This is a genomic window from Pontivivens insulae (assembly GCF_900302495.1).
Taxonomy (GTDB): domain Bacteria; phylum Pseudomonadota; class Alphaproteobacteria; order Rhodobacterales; family Rhodobacteraceae; genus Pontivivens; species Pontivivens insulae.
Map to the genome: position 1 here is coordinate 730,995 of NZ_OMKW01000002.1, position 16,505 is coordinate 747,499.

Genomic DNA, 16,505 nt, shown 5'->3' on the forward strand with positions numbered 1-16,505 from the left:
CCCCGACGCCTCATCCAAGCCGGACGGCAGTGCCGTAGACAATCACCTCGGACGCGCTTTGCGCCACGGCAGAGGTTTGCATCCGCGTGCCAACCACCGCATTCGCCCCAAGCGCGCGCGCCTCGGCAATCATCCGGTCGGTCGCCTGTTCCCGTGCCCCGGTGAGAAGTTGTGAATATTCCCGCACTTCGCCGCCGACGAGATTGCGCAAGGCGGCCACAATGTCAGAACCGATATGTTTCGCCCGGACCGTCGATCCGCGCACGAGACCAAAAACTTCAACCACATCGCGGCCCGGCACCAGATCCGTGGTCACGACGAGCATGTCATTCGATGCGGTCATAGTGGTCATCCTCAGCAGAGTTGAGACGGTCGCGCAGGACGCGCGTCGCAATATAGGCAAGCAGTGCCAAAACCGGGCCCGCGACAAGGATCAGCGGCGGGAACTGGCTGGAGGCCAGCAGGATCATACCAACGTAAACCGTCGCCGCCGCAGCAGCCATGACGATCACGATGATCAGGACAAGTCTGTCTATGGGCATTGGCACCTCCTCTGGAACAGAAGGTGGGGATGGGCGGGTGTTTGCGCAACTGCGTGTGCAGCAAGGCACCGCAGCAAAGCGAGTGGCCCCGGATCACGTCCGGGGCACGCCCATTTCTGGATCAGGCCGTGGCCATCTGATTGTGGCGGCGGGCCATGAATTCTTTGGCCGTCTCAACCGCGACCGCGGCATCGCGGCAATAGGCGTCCGCGCCGATCGCTTTGCCGAACTCTTCGTTCAGCGGTGCACCACCGACGAGAACGACATAGTCGTCGCGCATGCCCTTCTCGACCATCGTGTCGATCACGACCTTCATATAGGGCATCGTTGTGGTGAGCAGCGCGGACATGCCGAGGATGTCGGGCTCCTCACTCTCCAGCGCCTCGATATAGTTTTCGACCGGGTTGTTGATGCCCAGGTCGAGCACTTCGAAACCCGCCCCTTCCATCATCATCGAGACGAGGTTCTTGCCAATGTCGTGGATGTCGCCCTTCACGGTGCCGATGACCATCTTACCCAGACGCGGCGCGCCGGTTTCAGCCAGAAGCGGCTTGAGGATCGCCATGCCCGCCTTCATCGAGTTCGCCGCCAGAAGCACCTCAGGCACGAACAGGATGCCGTCGCGGAAGTCGATCCCGACAATGCGCATACCCTCGACCAGAGCCTTGGTGAGAATGTCGTAAGGCTGCCAGCCCCGCTCGAGCAGGATGTTGACGGCCTCCGTGATCTCTTCCTTGAGACCATCATAGAGGTCGTCGTGCATCTGAAGCACAAGCTCTTCGTCATCCAGTTCGGAGAGGATGATATCGTCTTCTTCGTCGGCCATGATGAACTCACTTCTTACCTGCGCGCGGTGCGCGTCTGATTTCACCCTATGCAACAGTTGCCTGTTTCGAAACGGCTAATCCCGACACAGGTTCTTCTCATTGCGACTTGATCTGAAAATTTGTCGCAGGTCAGGCGCGGCGGCGGCGACGCTCCCGACGCGGGGCGGCATTGGCATCTTCGCCCGTTCCATCGGAGGCTGAGCTGAAATCGCCGAGCTTTTCAACGATGGTTTCCAGCGTTGGACGCGGGCCGCGTGGCGTGTCTTCGAGTGCTGCCCGCATATGGCGCAGGTGGTCTGGCATGGTGCCGCAGCAGCCGCCGATGATCTTTGCGCCGCAATCGCGGGCAAGAACAGCGTAGTCGGCCATCAGTTCGGGCGTGCCGTCATAGTGAATGTGTCCATCCACGTATTTCGGGATGCCTGCATTGCCCTTTGCGATGAGGTTCGCGCCCTCGCCCGCCGCATCGGCCATGCCGAGCATTGTGCGCAACAGGTCGGATGCCCCGGTGCCGCAATTGGCGCCGAAGGCAAGAGGCGGTTTGGGCAACGTGGCCATGAACTCTGCCAGACGGGTGGAGGTGACACCCATCATCGTGCGCCCGGCGGTGTCAAAGCTCATCGTGCCGCACCAGGGGGCATCAAGATTTGCGAAGGCTTCCGCGGCGGCGCGCATCTCTTCCTCCGCACTGATCGTCTCGACCCAAAGCACATCTGCGCCGCCATCGAGCAGGCCACGCCCGGCCTCTTCAAACATTTCAACGGCGCGCGCATGAGAGAGTGTGCCCACAGGCTCCATGATATCGCCGGTCGGACCAACGGAGCCCGCGACAACAATGTCGCGACCGGAGGCGTCGGCAGCCTCCCGCGCGATCTCCGCCGAAATGCGGTTGAGTTCCAGGACGCGGTTCTGCGCGTCATGCAGTTTCAGTCGGGAGGCATTGCCGCCGAAAGAATTGGTGAGGAACAGATCGGATCCCGCATTCACCGCCCCGTCGTAAAGCGCGCGGATCTTGGCCGGTTCATCTGCATTCCAAAGCTCTGGCGCGTCACCGCTCATCAAACCCATGTTGAACAGGTTCGTGCCGGTGGCGCCATCGGCCAGCAGCCAATCACGGGTTTCGAGCAGACGGGTGAGGGCGTTGGTCATCGTTGCTGTCCTTCAGGCGGTCTGGGCATGGGTCGCGACATCGCGCACCCGCGCGATCATCGCGCGCAGACCATTGGAGCGCTGGGCGCTGAGATGTTTGTCGAGGCCGAGCCTTGCAAACTCGGCTGGCGCATCGACTGAGAGAATGTCGGCGGGCGTGCGGTCATTATAGAGGGTGCGCAGGATCGCAATCAGGCCGCGAACGATCATTGCGTCGCTGTCACCGTTGAAGCGCAGGACCTCCCCCGTTTCGGGGACAAGCCAGACCTGACTGGCGCATCCGTCAACCTTGGTCAGGGCATTGCGCTGATCCTCTGGCAAGGGGTCCATGGCCTTGCCCAGTTCGATGACATGGGCGTAGCGGTCTTCCCAGTCATCCAGAAACTCAAAGGTTTCCACGATCTCTTCAAAATCGGCCTGCGCCATGGCGCCTCTCCTTTGTGGATGGGCTGATCTAAGCCCATGGGGATGAGGCGTAAAGTGCCTCTTGCCGCGGGTAGGTATGCAATGACTATCTTTTTGCGCGGGGGCGTGAATAATCGCCGCAGATGAGGCGACCCGACCGGGAGAGAACAAGAAATGAAGACCCTACGTCCGCTGGCCCTTGTGGCCGTCCTTGCCATTGCCGCCTGTGGCCGGGATGAACCGGAAGTTGCAGCTCCTCCCCCGCCGCCGGAAACCATTCAGGTCGCGCAGGTCGTCTCGGTCGAGGTGGCCCCGGCCCGGCGCGGCGTGATGGTGATTGCCCGCGCTTTGGACACTCGCGGGATCATTGAAGAGCTGAACTTCGTGCCGCGAAACGTGAATGGCGGCGTTCTGGAATACGACCTGATGGGTGGATTCGCAGACGCACGTGCAGACGAGGACATGCCCGCACAACGGATGCAGGCCGCCCTGATCCTGAGCCAGCGCGAACTGCGTGGCGCACGCGGCATCCGTATCAACGGCGCGCAGACCTCGGCCGAATATCTGTTCAACCTCGGCGACGGGTCCTAAACGTCGATTGCTTTGACGCCGGATTTGCCAAGCGTGAGGGCCAGTTTGCCGTCACGCAACGCAGCGGCGTCATTGCCAAAGATCTCGGCCCGCCAGCCATTGCGCAATTTTGCGCCTTCGGGCGCGCCCTGCGCCCAGGCTTCCAGCTCTGCCGTTGTCGCGATCAGTTTTTGCGCGACACCGGCCTGTTCCGATTTGGCCTTCAGCAGAACACGCAACAAATCCATCAGCGCGGGGCTGACCTGCGCGTTGTTCTTTTGCCTTGGCACCTTGGGCAAGGCGCTCTCCGGCAGGGCCATCGCCTCGGCCACCACGGCAACAATTGCCTCTGCCGTGCGGCCCTTGCGCGCCTCTCGCAGCAGGAGGCGTGATTTGCCCAAGGCCTCAATCGTTGTAGGCTTGTTCGCAGCCAGTTCCAGCAGCGCGTCGTCTTTCATCAGCCGGTTGCGGGGTATGTCGCGGGTCTGCGCCTCACGCTCCCGCCATTCGGCCAGCGCCCTGGCGATGCCCAGAAAGCGCGCCGAATTCGTACGTGTTTTCAGCCGCTTCCACGCATCCTCCGGCTTGATGATGTAAGTGTCGGTAGAGGTCAGAACGCCCAGCTCCTCACGCACCCACGAGGCACGTCCGCTCTTCTCCAGTTCGGCGGCGAGCTTATTGTAGATGTCACGCAAGAACGTCACATCCGCCAGCGCGTAATCCTTTTGCTTCTGGCTGAGCGGGCGCTGGGCCCAGTCGGTGAAGCGGGAGGACTTGTCGATTTGGGCCTTGCAGACCGAGCGGACGAGCGTCTCGTAGCCGACTTGCTCTCCATATCCGCAAACCATCGCGGCAACCTGCGTGTCAAAGAGCGGGTCCGGCAGGACGCCGGCTTTGTTGACGAAGATTTCTAGATCCTGCCTTGCTGCATGAAACACCTTCACAACGCGCGTGTCGCGAAACAGGTTGTAGAGTGGCTCAAGCGACAGATCAGGCGCGAGCGCATCGATGAGGGCGGCATCCCCCTCCCCATCACCGGGATAGGCCATCTGAATCAGGCACAATTGGGAGTAATACGTCCGCTCACGCAGGAATTCGGTGTCGATCGTCACGAAAGGATGGGCGCGCGCCTCGTCGCAGAAGGTGGCGAGGTCTTCAGTCGTCTTGATTTCGCGCATCAGGTGCCCTTGGTCGGTCTGTTTTCTGGCATCCTACTGGTTCAGCACGCTTTAGCCCAATCCTAAATCCGCACAACCAGCGGTTTAGAAGCAAAAAACCCGCCCCATTTGCGGGGGCGGGCATTTTTGGTGCGGCTGAGAAGACTCGAACTTCCACGGGTGTTACCCCACAGCGACCTCAACGCTGCGCGTCTACCAATTCCGCCACAGCCGCGTGCTTGGTGTGCGGCGGGGTTTAACGAAGGGTCGCATCCTTGCCAAGCGGAAAAATGCGCCGGGTGAGCGGAAAAATGCGGCGACGGGCCAAGCTGCGGATTTGGGTGCTGTTCATCGCCAGATAGAGCGCGCCCATCAGCACGATAGCGATCACAAACCCCTCGACGGGACGGTCGGGAAAGAACAAACGGTTTGTGGTGCGCCCCGGCAGGAAGTTGAAAAGCCCGGCCCCAAAGAGTGTGCCCATATAAAGGCCCCGCATATGCCCGACATGAGCAGCAACATCGCCACGCCGGATCGCGCTGACCCCCTGCCACAACCCAAAGAGCACCCATGCAGACAACAGGTGGATTGGAGAGAACGGCCCCCAGACCCGGATTTCGTGGATGAAAAAGGACGAGACGGCGAGGATCAGCATGACGGTGACAAAAAAGCGGCCCGATACCTTATGGATCCAATCCCGGCGCTGTCGGTGGAACGCGACCGCGCCAGCGGCCAGTGTCAGCGCTCCGGTCAGCATGTGAAGCTGAATAATCGGGCCGGCTTCGGTAATTACGGTGATGTCCATCTGCATTCTCCCAATCTATGCCTTTGCAGGTCGGGTCTTTTCCATTCCCGGCTGCTCTGGCACTGTTGTGAGCGGGCGGCGGATCGCGGCTCAAGGCGCGATACGGGAGTGACGTGTGTCAGACGTGAATGACGGGCATCTGCAATTCGCGCTTCGTGAAATGCGGAAACATTTTCAAAAGCCTACGGTGCTCGTCGGACTTTTGGGGGCTGGGGTGATCCTGGGCCTTGCAGGGCCATTCGACACGCTGGACACGCTGGGAACGGCGGCGCGCCTGGTCTACTGGCTCTTCGTTGCTGTGGTCAGCTATGCGACCGGCGCGCTGCTCTCGACCTATTGTCAGAGTTACGGGCAAAGCCGGGGCTGGTCGGCCCCTGTCCTGGTGATCGTAAGTGCACTTGTCATCAGCGTGCCAGTTACGGCGTTCATCTTTGGCCTGAACTGGGTCGTTTTCAGCTTCATTCCCCAAACCGCCCTCGGGGCCGCGATCTTCTTTGGAAATGTTCTGATCGTCTCTTTGGTCGTGAATATCATGTTCATGCTGGCCGAGCGCAGCGCTGAAGGGGCAGAGACACCGCGCGCCCCTGCCCTGTTGGAGCGCTTGCCCCCGGCGAAACGCGGGCAGCTCTTGTCGATTTCGGTCTCGGATCACTATGTCGAGGTCGTCACGACCAAGGGGCAGGAAATGATCCTGATGCGATTGAGCGATGCGATGGGCGAAGCGGGTACAGGATTGCAGATCCATCGGTCCCACTGGGTCGCAGAAGACGCGATCCGCACTGTGTCGCGCCAGGGGGACGGTGCCATCGCTACGTTGAGCGACGGGCGCACGCTGCCGGTCAGCCGCTCGCGCCTGCCCGATCTGAAGGCCGCCGGTTGGCTGGGAGGTGCAAAATGAGTGTCGAGTGGACGCGAAGCGACACGTTGGTCCCCTATCCCGAAGCCCTTGCAACCATGGAAGCGCGGGTCGCGGCAATCCGGGCGGGCGAGGCGCCAGAACAGGTGTGGTTGCTGGAACACCCGCCACTCTACACCGCGGGGACTTCTGCCAATCCCGCCGATCTGGTCGATCCCGATCGCTTTCCAGTGTTCGAGGCGCAGCGCGGTGGACAATACACCTATCACGGACCGGGCCAGCGTGTGGCCTATGCGATGCTCGACGTGGACAAGCGCGGGCGCGATGTGCGCGCCTTCGTTGCCCAATTGGAAGATTGGGTCATCGACACGCTCGCTCAGTTCAACGTGGTGGGCGAACGTCGCGAGGGTCGGGTTGGTGTGTGGGTCGTGCGCCCGGACAAGGCCCCGAACCCGGACGGCTCCCCCCGCGAAGACAAGATCGCCGCTATCGGATTGCGCCTGCGCAAGTGGGTGAGCTTTCATGGGATTTCGATCAATGTCGAGCCAGATCTCGACCATTTCAACGGGATCGTGCCCTGTGGCATCCGCGAGCATGGCGTCACCTCCCTTGTCGATCTGGGCCTGCCGGTGACGATGGACGACGTGGATGCAGCGCTGCGCGACAGCTTTGCGCACATATTCGAGGGCGACGCGGGCTAGGCACCGGTCGCCGCCTCCGGCGGGGATATTTCCACCAAGCAGAAATCCTTCTCACAAAAGGCGTTGGCGACGGGTGATGCGAGAACCGGTCGCACCCCAAAATGCGTCTGGCCTCTTGAGACAGAGGCCTTGCTTCGTTAGGAGACGGGGTGAGGTATTCAAGAGTATGCGACGGATTCGGCGCATGCTCACGAATAATGACATGCAGGAGTAGCACATGGCCGACGCAGCCACCCATGCGGGCGATGGACACGAAGACGACCGGAGTTTCTTCACCCGGTGGTTCATGTCCACGAACCACAAAGATATCGGTATTCTCTATCTGATCACGTCGGGCTTGCTCGGCTTCATCTCGGTGGCCTTCACCGTCTACATGCGTCTGGAGCTCATGGAGCCGGGCGTTCAGTACATGTACATGGCAAGCGAGCTCTCCCCGGAGCGGCTGCAACAAGTGTTCGCGGAGTTCTTTGCCGAAAATGGCGCGCTGCTAGGCGAGGCAACCAGAACACAGCTAGAGTTCCTCCAAGGCTCACTAGCGTCGATGGCGCCGAACTCTGAAGGTCTTATCGTTATCGATGGGGGCATGCGGTCCGATGTCGTGGAGATAACTTCCAGTCTCGCGGCGCAATCCGCGGGTGCCGAGCGCTCAGCGATCCTTGGCCTACAAAGCGAGATTGGTGGCAGCCCCAACGGGCACATCTGGAACGTGATGATCACTGGTCACGGCATCCTGATGATGTTCTTCGTGGTCATTCCCGCGCTGTTCGGCGGCTTCGGCAACTACTTCATGCCGCTGATGATCGGCGCGCCGGACATGGCGTTCCCGCGCCTCAACAACCTGAGCTACTGGCTGTTCGTCGCGGGTTCCTCCCTGGCACTGGCCTCGGTCGTGTCGCCGGGCGGCAACGGGCAGCTTGGTTCGGGCATCGGCTGGGTGCTTTATGCGCCGCTTTCGACCTCTGAAGGGGGCTTCTCGACAGACCTTGCGATCTTCGCGGTTCACGTGTCGGGCGCATCCTCCATCCTTGGTGCGATCAACATCATCACCACCTTCCTGAACATGCGTGCCCCAGGCATGACCCTGTTCAAAGTGCCGCTGTTTGCATGGTCGATCCTGGTGACCGCGGTGCTGATCCTGCTGGCCTTGCCGGTTCTCGCTGGCGCAATCACCATGCTGCTGACCGACCGTAACTTCGGCACGGCCTTCTTCCAGGCGGAGTATGGCGGTGACCCGGTTCTCTACCAGCACCTCCTGTGGTTCTTCGGTCACCCGGAAGTGTACATCGTGATCCTGCCTGCCTTCGGCATCGTGTCCCACGTCGTGGCGACGTTCTCGAAGAAGCCGATCTTTGGCTACATGCCAATGGTCTGGGCGATGATCGCCATTGGCGCGCTGGGCTTCGTTGTGTGGGCACACCATATGTACACGGTGGGCATGAGCCTGTCGCAGCAGAGCTATTTCATGCTAGCCACCATGGTCATCGCGGTTCCGACAGGCGTTAAGATCTTCTCTTGGATCGCAACGATGTGGGGCGGCTCGGTTGAGTTCAAAACCCCGATGCTGTGGGCCTTCGGCTTCATCTTCCTGTTCACCGTTGGCGGTGTGACCGGCATCGTGCTGTCACAGGCCGCTGTGGACCGTGCCTATCACGACACCTACTACGTCGTGGCGCACTTCCACTATGTGATGAGCCTTGGTGCGGTCTTCGGCATCTTCGCCGGTATCTACTACTGGTTCACCAAGATGACGGGTCGCGAGTACAGCGAGCTGGGCGGCAAGATCCACTTCTGGTCGATGTTCATCGGTGCGAACATCACCTTCTTCCCGCAGCACTTCCTGGGCCGTCAGGGCATGCCGCGCCGTTATATCGACTATCCTGAGCAGTTTGCGCTCTGGAACTATGTCTCGTCGATTGGTGCGTTCATCTCCTTCGCGTCGTTCCTGTTCTTCCTGGGCGTGATGGCGCATGGCCTGCTCTATGGTCGCCGTGTGACGGAGCCGAAATACTGGGGTGAGGGTACGGACCCGACCCTGGAGTGGACGCTGCCGAACCCGCCGCCAGAGCACACGTTTGAGCAGCTTCCGACCCGCGACATGTGGGACGAGAGCCTCAAGGGCGGCGCAGGCCACCACTGACCGGCGCGAGCCAACTGACACATGGGCCGGGGATCACTTCCCCGGCCCTTTTCGTTTCGGATGATCGTGATGCAAGACACAGCTCCTTCCCAAGATATCCCTCAGACGGAACCGGTTCTGTCGCTGACATTATGGCCCAACCGGTCGCTGACGCGGGAAGGGTTTTCGATCATGTCGTGGATCATCGGGCTGGGGCTTGCGATCCCGATCCTGCCCTTTCTGGGCACTTCGGTGATCTGGGGGCTGGCCCCATTCGGCTTGGGCGCGTTCTTCCTGTTTCGCCACATGATCCATCGCAACAATCGCGATGGCGAGTTGCGTGAGATTGTGCGCCTGTGGCCAGACCTGATCCGCGTTGACCGTATAGAACCAGATGGGCGCGAACGCTCGTGGCAGGCCAATCCCTATTGGGTGGAACTGCGCCTTCACGACGATGCCAAGATCGAGAACTATCTGACGCTGAAAGGTGCCGGACGCGAGATCGAACTTGGCGCTTTCCTTTCAGCAGAAGAGCGCGTAGCGCTGCGCAACGATCTTGAAAAGGCGTTGCGAGATGTCTGCTGAACCAACCGGGCTGCGCGCGGCCCTGCTCTATTTCGGGTTGAACGGTGCGATGTTCGGCACCTGGATTTCCCGTATCCCCGACGTGAAGGCTGATCTGGGGCTCAGCGAGGGTGAGCTTGGCCTTCTCTTGCTGTGCATGGCGATCGGGGCCGTGGTTTCTTTTACGCCTGCCGCGCGGCTGGCAGAGGTCTTTGGCGCGGCCCGGGTGAGCGGCATCCTCGCGCTGCTTATGGCGGTCAGCCTGACGCTGCTGAGCGTGCTGCCGGGGGCATGGGCACTCGGCGTGGGATTGCTGATCTTTGGAAGTGTCGGCGGGTCAATGGACCTGACAATGAACAGCTATGGCTCGGAGGTTGAGGCACGGGCGAAGCGCTCACGCATGTCGCTCATGCACGGATGCTGGTCGGGTGGGTTTGCTTTGGCCGCCTGGATCGGCGCAGCGGCAACGGGCGCGCAGGCGACCCTGTTCACGCATTTCGTCTTGATCTCGGCGCTGGCCCTTGCGGTTGGAAGCTGGGCGCGGGCCAATGATGTGGCCTCGCCCCCAGCCGATCCGGATACTCCCCCAGCCCCCAAGGTGGCCCTGCCCAGAGGGGCCATGATCGCCGTTGCGACGGTCAATGCGCTGGCCTTCGTGATCGAGGGGTCAATTCTTGATTGGGGGGCGATCCATGTGCGGGAAACCCTGGGCGGAACCGCTGTTCAGGGCAGCTGGGCGCTGAGCGTTTTTGCCACGTCCATGCTGGCCATTCGCCTGTGCGGTGACGCGTTGATCGACCGGTTCGGCCGACAGCGCATGGCGCTGATCGCTGGTCTGCTCACCGCGTCCGGGCTCGTAACGATGGTTGTGCTCTCAACGCCATTGGGCGTGACCATCTCTCTGGCGGTCTGCGCCTTGGGCATGGGGTTGATTGTCCCCCTCGCCTTCTCTCGTGCCGGTAAAGAAAAACACCCCAGCCGCGCAATCGCGGCGGTGGCGCTGTTCGGGTATGGAGGGTTACTGACCGGACCCGTCATCATGGGTGCGGTCGGCGAGTTCTACGGCCTGACCGCATCATTCACGGTGATGGCCGTCATGGCCGTGGTGATCCTATTGCTGAGCCGGAGACTGGCCTAAGCCAGCTGCGCTTTCACGGCGGCCCCGGCCTTTCCAAAATCCATCTGACCGGCATGGGCGGATTTCAATGCGCCCATGACCTTTCCCATATCACGAATGGAGCTGGCGCCGGTTTTCTCAATCGCCGCTGCAATCGCGGCCTCTACCTCGTCCGCGCTCAACTGGCGGGGCAGATAGTCTTGAATCACTTCGATTTCATCGCGCTCCGACTGCGCAAGCTCAAGACGGCCCGCTTCCTCGTAGGCCGTGGCACTGTCCTGGCGCTGTTTGATCATGCGAGACAGGATCGCCTGGATTTCTGCATCGCTGACACCTTCGGAATTGTCGCCCTGCCGCGCTTCGATATCCTTGTCCTTGATCGCGGCATTCACCAGTCGCAAAGTCGACAGCCTCAACGTCTCTCGCGCCTTCATCGCAGCCTTGATATCCGTGGAAATCCGTTCACGCAGCATAATCTACACCTGTCCCAAAGCCCCATCCGGGCATGAACCGTGACTATATCGCTCGTTGCGGCATGTATCAACACAGGGCCAATCCGCTAAATGCTTGTTTTTAAAACGAATAATAATCGTGATCGTGAACTTGACGTGGGGCCGGTCGCTCCGTAGGTTCCGCCCGATCACCCAGACAGAAAGGTCTTCGCCATGACCGATGCCGCGCCCAAGCCCACCGCATGCCTCGTGCTCGCCGATGGGACGACTTTCTATGGCCGAGGCTTTGGGGCCGAAGGTGTGCAGGTCGCCGAACTTTGCTTCAACACCGCGATGACCGGCTATCAGGAAGTGATGACCGATCCGTCCTATGCCGATCAGATCGTGACCTTCACATTCCCCCATATCGGCAACACGGGCGTCACCCCTGAAGATGAGGAAGCGTCCGAGCCCCATGCACGCGGCATGGTGGTTAAGTGGGATCCGACCGCGCCGTCAAACTGGCGTGCGACCGGCGATTTGCCGGACTGGATGCGGCGCACAGGCCGGATCGGGATTGGCGGGATCGACACGCGGCGCCTGACCCGCACGATCCGCAATCTCGGCATGCCGCATGTGGCACTCGCCCACAACGCAGCTGGCGAGTTTGATCTCGACGCACTGCGAGAGCAGGCGCGCGGATTTGCGGGTCTTGAAGGGGCCGATCTGGCCAAGGGCGTCAGCACGGCGCAAAGCTATCGCTGGGAAGATGGCCGTTGGAGCTGGGGTGAGGGCTTTGCCCCTGCCGCCTCTGGCGGTCCCAAGGTCGTGGCGATCGATTATGGCGCGAAGCGGAATATCTTGCGCTCCCTCGTCTCTGCGGGCTGCGAAGTGACGGTGCTTCCTGCAACCGCCACGGCTGAGGATGTGTTGGCGCAATCGCCAGACGGTGTTTTCCTGTCAAATGGACCGGGTGATCCGGCTGCGACGGGTGAATATGCGGTTCCGATGATCAAGGATCTGATGGACAAGACCGAGTTGCCAATCTTTGGCATTTGTCTGGGCCACCAGATGCTTGCCCTCGCCCTGGGTGCGCAGACGGTGAAGATGAACCACGGCCACCACGGCGTGAACCACCCGGTTAAGGAAATCGACACCGGCAAGGTTGAAATCACGTCGATGAACCACGGATTTGCAGTCGACAGCGGCTCGCTGCCTGAGGGGGTCATCGAAACCCATGTCAGCCTGTTTGATGGCACGAATTGCGGTCTGCGCGTCGAGGGGCGTCCGATCTTCTCGGTCCAGCATCACCCAGAGGCATCGCCCGGACCACAGGACAGCTTCTATCTGTTCGAGCGATTTGCCGCGGCCATGAAGACGGCCGAGAACGTCGGTTAATCCAGCCTTAACGCCCTGTTTACCATTGCCAGCGCACTTTGCCCCGGGGGCAGAAGGGTGCGCGGATGTCAGAGCAGAAACCGATCAACTGGATGGGCGCCCCCCGTCTCGTCGAGCCTGCACAGGCGCGACTGCCATCGACTGACCCGATCTGGACGGGGATCGCCCAGCAATTTGTAACTGCGGAGGTGGGCGCGCACGCTATTTCAACAGCGCGCCGCTATGGTGGCACTCCGTTGGAAGTGTTGAGCGCACAAGGTGCCGTCACACCCGAAAAAACCACCGCGCTGTTGTCGGCCCATCACCAGATCGCGCGCGTTGATCTGGAAAAACGACCGCCCAATCCCGACCTTGCAGCCGCCTATCGCGCGGAAGACTGTCTGCGCCTTGGCTTCGTGCCCTGGCAGCACCTCGGCCAGACCCGTATCCTCGCCGTTGCAGACCCGTCAGATTTTACAAAGATCGAAGCGCTGACACCCCGACTGACCGGGCCCAACGAGGTATTTGTTCTCGCCCCCCGTGCGCAAATTGAGCAGGCGGTCATCGATCTCTACGAAGGACCGATGGCAGGGCGGGCCGAGACGTTGTGCCCGGATCAGGACAGTTGTCGCGGCTGGAATGCACAGCGCTTCGCCCTGCGCGCGGCGACGTGCCTGACGCTTCTCATGCTGCTCGCGGTGCTGAACCCTGGCCTGGTCCTTGGCACATTGATCATCTGGGTGCTGTTGGCCAATTCACTTACGATGGCGCTGCGGCTCGTCTCTCTCGCATTGTTGCCACGGGCAAGGCGGCAGGAGAGACTCGCCACATTGGGCCATCAACTGCCGCGCCGATTGCCAATCGTCACGATACTGCTTCCGGTTTTGCGGGAGGTGTCCGTGCTCGACACGCTGATCGCATCAATGCGCGCGCTTAACTATCCTGACCACCGGCTCGATTTCCTGATCTTGGTCGAGGAAGGCGATCAGACGATGCGCGATGCGCTGGCCACCCGCCATTTGCCCCATAATATGCGAATGCTGGTGGTGCCAGCGGCGCGCTTGCGCACCAAGCCGCGGGCGATGAACTATGCCCTGCCCTTTTGTCGTGGAGAGATCATCGGAATTTACGATGCAGAAGACCGCCCCGATCCCGAACAAATCCGCCGGGTCGTGGCGCAATTGAATGTCAGCTCTCCCCGCGTGGCCTGTGTGCAGGCCCATCTAGACTTCTACAATCCAAATCAAAATTGGCTGACGCGCTGTTTCACACTGGAATATGCGACATGGTTCCGTGTCTTGCTGCATGGGGCGCAGGCGCTACGTTTTCCACTGCCGCTTGGGGGCACGTCGGTGTTCTTCCGCGCAGACATACTGCGCCGCCTTGGGGGCTGGGATGCCCATAACGTGACAGAGGACGCAGATCTGGGCATGCGGCTCGCCCGGAAGGGATTTCGGTGTGAGATGGTCCGCTCCACCACCTATGAAGAAGCCAATCCCGCCATGGGCAACTGGTTGCGGCAAAGATCGCGCTGGCTCAAAGGCTATGCCATCACATGGGCCACCCATATGCGACGGCCACGCGCGCTGTGGCAGGAGTTGGGGCCGCGCGGATTTCTGGGCTTTCAGGTACTGTTTCTGGGGGCCTTAACGGCTTATCTGGCAATCCCGCTATTGTGGGTGCTGGTTGCTGGCAATCTTTTGGGCGTCAGCCTGCCGCAAGGGGTGTCCGTCCCGCCCCTTCTGCTTGGCGCGCTGTGGGTCAGTCTCCCCCTCGGCCAATGTGTCATGTTGCTGACCGTGATACAGGCCCAGCGGTCACGGGGGGATTTCAAGCTGATGCCCTGGGTTTTCACCCTGCCGCTTTATTGGCCATTGGGAGCGGTGGCCGCATGGCGCGCGGTGGCCGAGTTATGTTTCGCACCCTTCCATTGGCACAAGACGACCCACGGCCTGTCCAAAGAGGGCCGCGGTCACGACCGGTAGCGTGTTCCGGCCGCCGGTGGCGGATTGCGCGGACCCGCGAAGCACTGTGCCGTCTCCATCCAGCGCTCGGCCACCGGGCCGGAAATCTGAAGAGCAACATCCGCGCAATTGCGCACCTGCGTCACGACCTGTGCGAAAGCTTCCGCAGACCCGACGATAGACCCGGCAGATGGCGCGCCCCAGACCCGCTCCTCCCCCTTCAAGGTCAGACGCAGTCCGGGCATTTCTTCTGGAATTTCCAGACCTTGCACCTGATGGCTGAAACCGAACGTATTGACGCCGAGGATCACGATGTTCCACAGCCGGGCGTGCGCATCGCGCTCCCTCCCGGCCACGTCCCAAATCGCCTGACCATGGGCCCATGTCTCCATCAACCGCGCACTGATGGAAGATCGCGCAGACATGCTTGGCCCGGCCCATTTCAGGCGTTGTTTCGGATCGACACCGCCCCATTCGGCACCCATCCGTTCGTATCGCGCCTGCCATGCGGCGACCAGAGTGCGGCCGGTCCGGGGATCCGCCTCACACTCGGTCACGCGCGTCTGACCACTCATGATCCCGGGGCCGAGCCGTGTCATCTGCTCTGCAAAAGCGTCTTCGTCACGGCGGCTCAGATCCGCCATGCCGTTCCACACATGCAAATGACGGATGATCTCTGCGACACGCCACCCTTTGAACTGCGTCACCTCGTCCAGGAACGCGACCGGCCGTGCCGCGATCAAACGGTGCAAGGCGCGGGACTCCTCCAGAAAATCAATCGCTTGCTGCATCAGATATTCCCCAATCGCTCAAGATTGTCTTCCGGTCGGCCCCGGAGACCGGAGGTGACCGGTCGAGACTGCCCGGTGTGCGCGACAGCCGTGGTGCCGGGGCCGGCTGGGTGACGCCATCGCGCGCCACGAATGTCTCTCGCGCCGTGTTGTGCGCGTCCTCAGGGGCCTCCGACAAGGACAGAACGGGCGCCACGCAGGCATCGCTGCCTTCGAAAATCGCCAGCCAATCCGCCCGCGACTTCTCAGCAATTCGCGCGGCCACGCGCGCAGTTTCAGCCTCCCAAGTTCGCGCGTCGTGCTGACGCGGAGGCGGGTCAAGGTTGAGACCTGCGTAAAACGCCGCGTGGAACTGTGGTTCAATCGGTCCAATCGCGATGTGCGCCCCATCCGCACAGCGATAAGTTCTGTAGTAAGGCGCACCACCATCCAACGGGTTGGCCGCTCGACGGTCCTGCCACATCCCGGCAGCCTGCATGGAATAGATCATCGCGCTCAAATGCGCGGTCCCGTCGGTAATGGCGGCGTCCACGACCTGCCCTTTGCCAGAGGTTCCCCGCTCAATCAGGGCGGCCAACAGGCCTGCGACTAGGTACATTGCCCCGCCACCGAAATCCCCCAGCAAGTTCAGTGGCGGCAAAGGTGTCTCATCCGGTCCGATGGCGTGCAGCGCCCCCGTCAGCGCGATATAGTTGATGTCATGGCCTGCCGTCTGTGCCCGCGGGCCTGTTTGCCCCCACCCCGTCATGCGCCCGTAAATCAGGCCCGGATTGTCCGCCATCAAGTCGCGCGGGCCGAGGCCCAGACGTTCCATCACACCGGGACGCAGCCCCTCAATCAGGATATCCGCCTTCACGCACAGCGCGCGCGCCTCTGACCGTCCCTGCTCAGCCTTGAGATCACAGATTATAGAGCGTCGGCCACGGGCGAGAACATCATATGGGATATCAAAGGGTTCCGACGGGACGGGGCGATCAATACGGACAACGTCTGCCCCCATATCCGCCAGCCACATCGCTGCGAACGGGCCGGGCCCCAGCCCGGCAAACTCGACCACGCGCACTCCGCTGAGCGGCCCTGCCATTGCATCCTCCCCCTCGTTTTGCGCATGAGCGTAGTCCGCTCTCATGGCG

The 16,505-nt window shown here is 61.4% G+C and carries 18 protein-coding genes and 1 tRNA gene; 8 read left to right on the forward strand and 11 right to left on the reverse strand.

The features are described from left to right. Positions 1–10 precede the first annotated feature (10 nt). From POI8812_RS09035 to POI8812_RS09055, 5 genes are all read right to left on the reverse strand, one after another. A complete protein-coding gene (locus POI8812_RS09035) occupies positions 11–343 on the reverse strand; it encodes a YbjQ family protein (protein ID WP_306438845.1) in 333 nt (110 codons plus the stop codon). After that, positions 327–542 carry a hypothetical protein gene (locus POI8812_RS09040; RefSeq protein WP_108782218.1) on the reverse strand — a complete coding sequence of 72 codons (216 nt, stop codon included), beginning with the start codon at positions 540–542 and terminating at the stop codon, positions 327–329. The genes POI8812_RS09035 and POI8812_RS09040 overlap by 17 nt, the downstream gene beginning before the upstream one ends. 121 nt (positions 543–663) lie before the next feature. Then, positions 664–1,368 (reverse strand): cobalamin B12-binding domain-containing protein, encoded by a 705-nt coding sequence (locus POI8812_RS09045; RefSeq protein ID WP_108782219.1) that lies wholly within the window; start codon positions 1,366–1,368, stop codon positions 664–666. Positions 1,369–1,498: 130 nt separating this feature from the next. After that, positions 1,499–2,518: a betaine--homocysteine S-methyltransferase gene (bmt, locus tag POI8812_RS09050; RefSeq protein ID WP_108782220.1), complete on the reverse strand. Its 1,020-nt coding sequence runs from the start codon at positions 2,516–2,518 to the stop codon at positions 1,499–1,501. A gap of 12 nt (positions 2,519–2,530) precedes the next feature. After that, complete coding sequence (locus POI8812_RS09055; protein ID WP_108782221.1) at positions 2,531–2,944, reverse strand: SufE family protein; 414 nt, start codon at positions 2,942–2,944, stop codon at positions 2,531–2,533. Between the two features lie 153 nt (positions 2,945–3,097). Here POI8812_RS09055 and POI8812_RS09060 point away from each other — a divergent pair, with 153 nt between their 5' ends. Continuing rightward, the gene (locus POI8812_RS09060) at positions 3,098–3,514 is read left to right on the forward strand and encodes a hypothetical protein (protein WP_108782222.1); all 417 of its coding nucleotides are present in this window, start codon (positions 3,098–3,100) and stop codon (positions 3,512–3,514) included. Here POI8812_RS09060 and rnd read toward each other — a convergent pair. The 3 genes from rnd to POI8812_RS09075 form a co-directional block, all read right to left on the reverse strand. Then, on the reverse strand, positions 3,511–4,671 hold the full coding sequence (gene rnd, locus POI8812_RS09065; RefSeq protein WP_108782223.1) for a ribonuclease D: 1,161 nt from the start codon (positions 4,669–4,671) through the stop codon (positions 3,511–3,513). The two genes, POI8812_RS09060 and rnd, sit on opposite strands and share 4 nt — an antisense overlap. A 127-nt stretch (positions 4,672–4,798) precedes the next feature. Then, positions 4,799–4,885 (reverse strand) — tRNA-Leu (locus POI8812_RS09070). 21 nt (positions 4,886–4,906) lie between these two features. Continuing rightward, a complete protein-coding gene (locus tag POI8812_RS09075) occupies positions 4,907–5,455 on the reverse strand; it encodes a DUF2306 domain-containing protein (RefSeq protein ID WP_162845008.1) in 549 nt (182 codons plus the stop codon). 115 nt (positions 5,456–5,570) lie between these two features. Between POI8812_RS09075 and POI8812_RS09080 the strand changes: the two genes are divergently transcribed. From POI8812_RS09080 to POI8812_RS09100, 5 genes are all read left to right on the forward strand, one after another. Continuing rightward, positions 5,571–6,353, forward strand: coding sequence for a LytTR family DNA-binding domain-containing protein (locus POI8812_RS09080; protein WP_108782225.1), 783 nt, complete (start codon positions 5,571–5,573; stop codon positions 6,351–6,353). Beyond that, a complete protein-coding gene (gene lipB, locus POI8812_RS09085) occupies positions 6,350–7,012 on the forward strand; it encodes a lipoyl(octanoyl) transferase LipB (RefSeq protein WP_108782226.1) in 663 nt (220 codons plus the stop codon). The genes POI8812_RS09080 and lipB overlap by 4 nt, the downstream gene beginning before the upstream one ends. 217 nt (positions 7,013–7,229) lie before the next feature. Continuing rightward, entirely contained in the window at positions 7,230–9,149 is a 1,920-nt protein-coding gene (locus POI8812_RS09090) for a cytochrome c oxidase subunit I (protein ID WP_108782227.1), read from the forward strand. A gap of 69 nt (positions 9,150–9,218) precedes the next feature. Beyond that, positions 9,219–9,713, forward strand: a complete 495-nt coding sequence (locus POI8812_RS09095; RefSeq protein WP_162845007.1) for a DUF2244 domain-containing protein — start codon at positions 9,219–9,221, stop codon at positions 9,711–9,713. Then, positions 9,703–10,830 carry an MFS transporter gene (locus tag POI8812_RS09100; RefSeq protein ID WP_108782229.1) on the forward strand — a complete coding sequence of 376 codons (1,128 nt, stop codon included), beginning with the start codon at positions 9,703–9,705 and terminating at the stop codon, positions 10,828–10,830. Before POI8812_RS09095 ends, POI8812_RS09100 begins: the two co-directional genes overlap by 11 nt. On the opposite strand, the gene POI8812_RS09105 is transcribed toward POI8812_RS09100, so the two are convergent. Further along, positions 10,827–11,285 carry a GatB/YqeY domain-containing protein gene (locus POI8812_RS09105; protein ID WP_108782230.1) on the reverse strand — a complete coding sequence of 153 codons (459 nt, stop codon included), beginning with the start codon at positions 11,283–11,285 and terminating at the stop codon, positions 10,827–10,829. The two genes, POI8812_RS09100 and POI8812_RS09105, sit on opposite strands and share 4 nt — an antisense overlap. A gap of 189 nt (positions 11,286–11,474) precedes the next feature. On the opposite strand from POI8812_RS09105, the gene carA reads away from it, so the two are divergent. Both carA and POI8812_RS09115 read left to right on the forward strand, forming a co-directional pair. Next, complete coding sequence (carA, locus tag POI8812_RS09110) at positions 11,475–12,638, forward strand: glutamine-hydrolyzing carbamoyl-phosphate synthase small subunit (protein ID WP_108782231.1); 1,164 nt, start codon at positions 11,475–11,477, stop codon at positions 12,636–12,638. 65 nt (positions 12,639–12,703) lie between these two features. After that, positions 12,704–14,602, forward strand: coding sequence for a glycosyltransferase family 2 protein (locus tag POI8812_RS09115; RefSeq protein ID WP_108782232.1), 1,899 nt, complete (start codon positions 12,704–12,706; stop codon positions 14,600–14,602). Here POI8812_RS09115 and POI8812_RS09120 read toward each other — a convergent pair. Next, positions 14,590–15,372, reverse strand: coding sequence for a maleylpyruvate isomerase family mycothiol-dependent enzyme (locus tag POI8812_RS09120; protein WP_108782233.1), 783 nt, complete (start codon positions 15,370–15,372; stop codon positions 14,590–14,592). The two genes, POI8812_RS09115 and POI8812_RS09120, sit on opposite strands and share 13 nt — an antisense overlap. Next, positions 15,356–16,456 carry a CaiB/BaiF CoA transferase family protein gene (locus POI8812_RS09125; RefSeq protein ID WP_108782234.1) on the reverse strand — a complete coding sequence of 367 codons (1,101 nt, stop codon included), beginning with the start codon at positions 16,454–16,456 and terminating at the stop codon, positions 15,356–15,358. The genes POI8812_RS09120 and POI8812_RS09125 overlap by 17 nt, the downstream gene beginning before the upstream one ends. Between the last annotated feature and the right edge of the window lie 49 nt (positions 16,457–16,505).

Bases quoted from the DNA above. Each gene is read 5' to 3' on its own strand.
- POI8812_RS09035 (WP_306438845.1), bottom strand. From the start codon at position 343: ATGACCGCATCGAATGACATGCTCGTCGTGACCACGGATCTGGTGCCG.
- POI8812_RS09040 (WP_108782218.1), bottom strand. From the start codon at position 542: ATGCCCATAGACAGACTTGTCCTGATCATCGTGATCGTCATGGCTGCT.
- POI8812_RS09045 (WP_108782219.1), bottom strand. From the start codon at position 1,368: ATGGCCGACGAAGAAGACGATATCATCCTCTCCGAACTGGATGACGAA.
- bmt (WP_108782220.1), bottom strand. From the start codon at position 2,518: ATGACCAACGCCCTCACCCGTCTGCTCGAAACCCGTGATTGGCTGCTG.
- POI8812_RS09055 (WP_108782221.1), bottom strand. From the start codon at position 2,944: ATGGCGCAGGCCGATTTTGAAGAGATCGTGGAAACCTTTGAGTTTCTG.
- POI8812_RS09060 (WP_108782222.1), top strand. From the start codon at position 3,098: ATGAAGACCCTACGTCCGCTGGCCCTTGTGGCCGTCCTTGCCATTGCC.
- rnd (WP_108782223.1), bottom strand. From the start codon at position 4,671: ATGCGCGAAATCAAGACGACTGAAGACCTCGCCACCTTCTGCGACGAG.
- POI8812_RS09075 (WP_162845008.1), bottom strand. From the start codon at position 5,455: ATGGACATCACCGTAATTACCGAAGCCGGCCCGATTATTCAGCTTCAC.
- lipB (WP_108782226.1), top strand. From the start codon at position 6,350: ATGAGTGTCGAGTGGACGCGAAGCGACACGTTGGTCCCCTATCCCGAA.
- POI8812_RS09090 (WP_108782227.1), top strand. From the start codon at position 7,230: ATGGCCGACGCAGCCACCCATGCGGGCGATGGACACGAAGACGACCGG.
- POI8812_RS09095 (WP_162845007.1), top strand. From the start codon at position 9,219: ATGCAAGACACAGCTCCTTCCCAAGATATCCCTCAGACGGAACCGGTT.
- POI8812_RS09100 (WP_108782229.1), top strand. From the start codon at position 9,703: ATGTCTGCTGAACCAACCGGGCTGCGCGCGGCCCTGCTCTATTTCGGG.
- carA (WP_108782231.1), top strand. From the start codon at position 11,475: ATGACCGATGCCGCGCCCAAGCCCACCGCATGCCTCGTGCTCGCCGAT.
- POI8812_RS09115 (WP_108782232.1), top strand. From the start codon at position 12,704: ATGTCAGAGCAGAAACCGATCAACTGGATGGGCGCCCCCCGTCTCGTC.
- POI8812_RS09120 (WP_108782233.1), bottom strand. From the start codon at position 15,372: ATGCAGCAAGCGATTGATTTTCTGGAGGAGTCCCGCGCCTTGCACCGT.
- POI8812_RS09125 (WP_108782234.1), bottom strand. From the start codon at position 16,456: ATGGCAGGGCCGCTCAGCGGAGTGCGCGTGGTCGAGTTTGCCGGGCTG.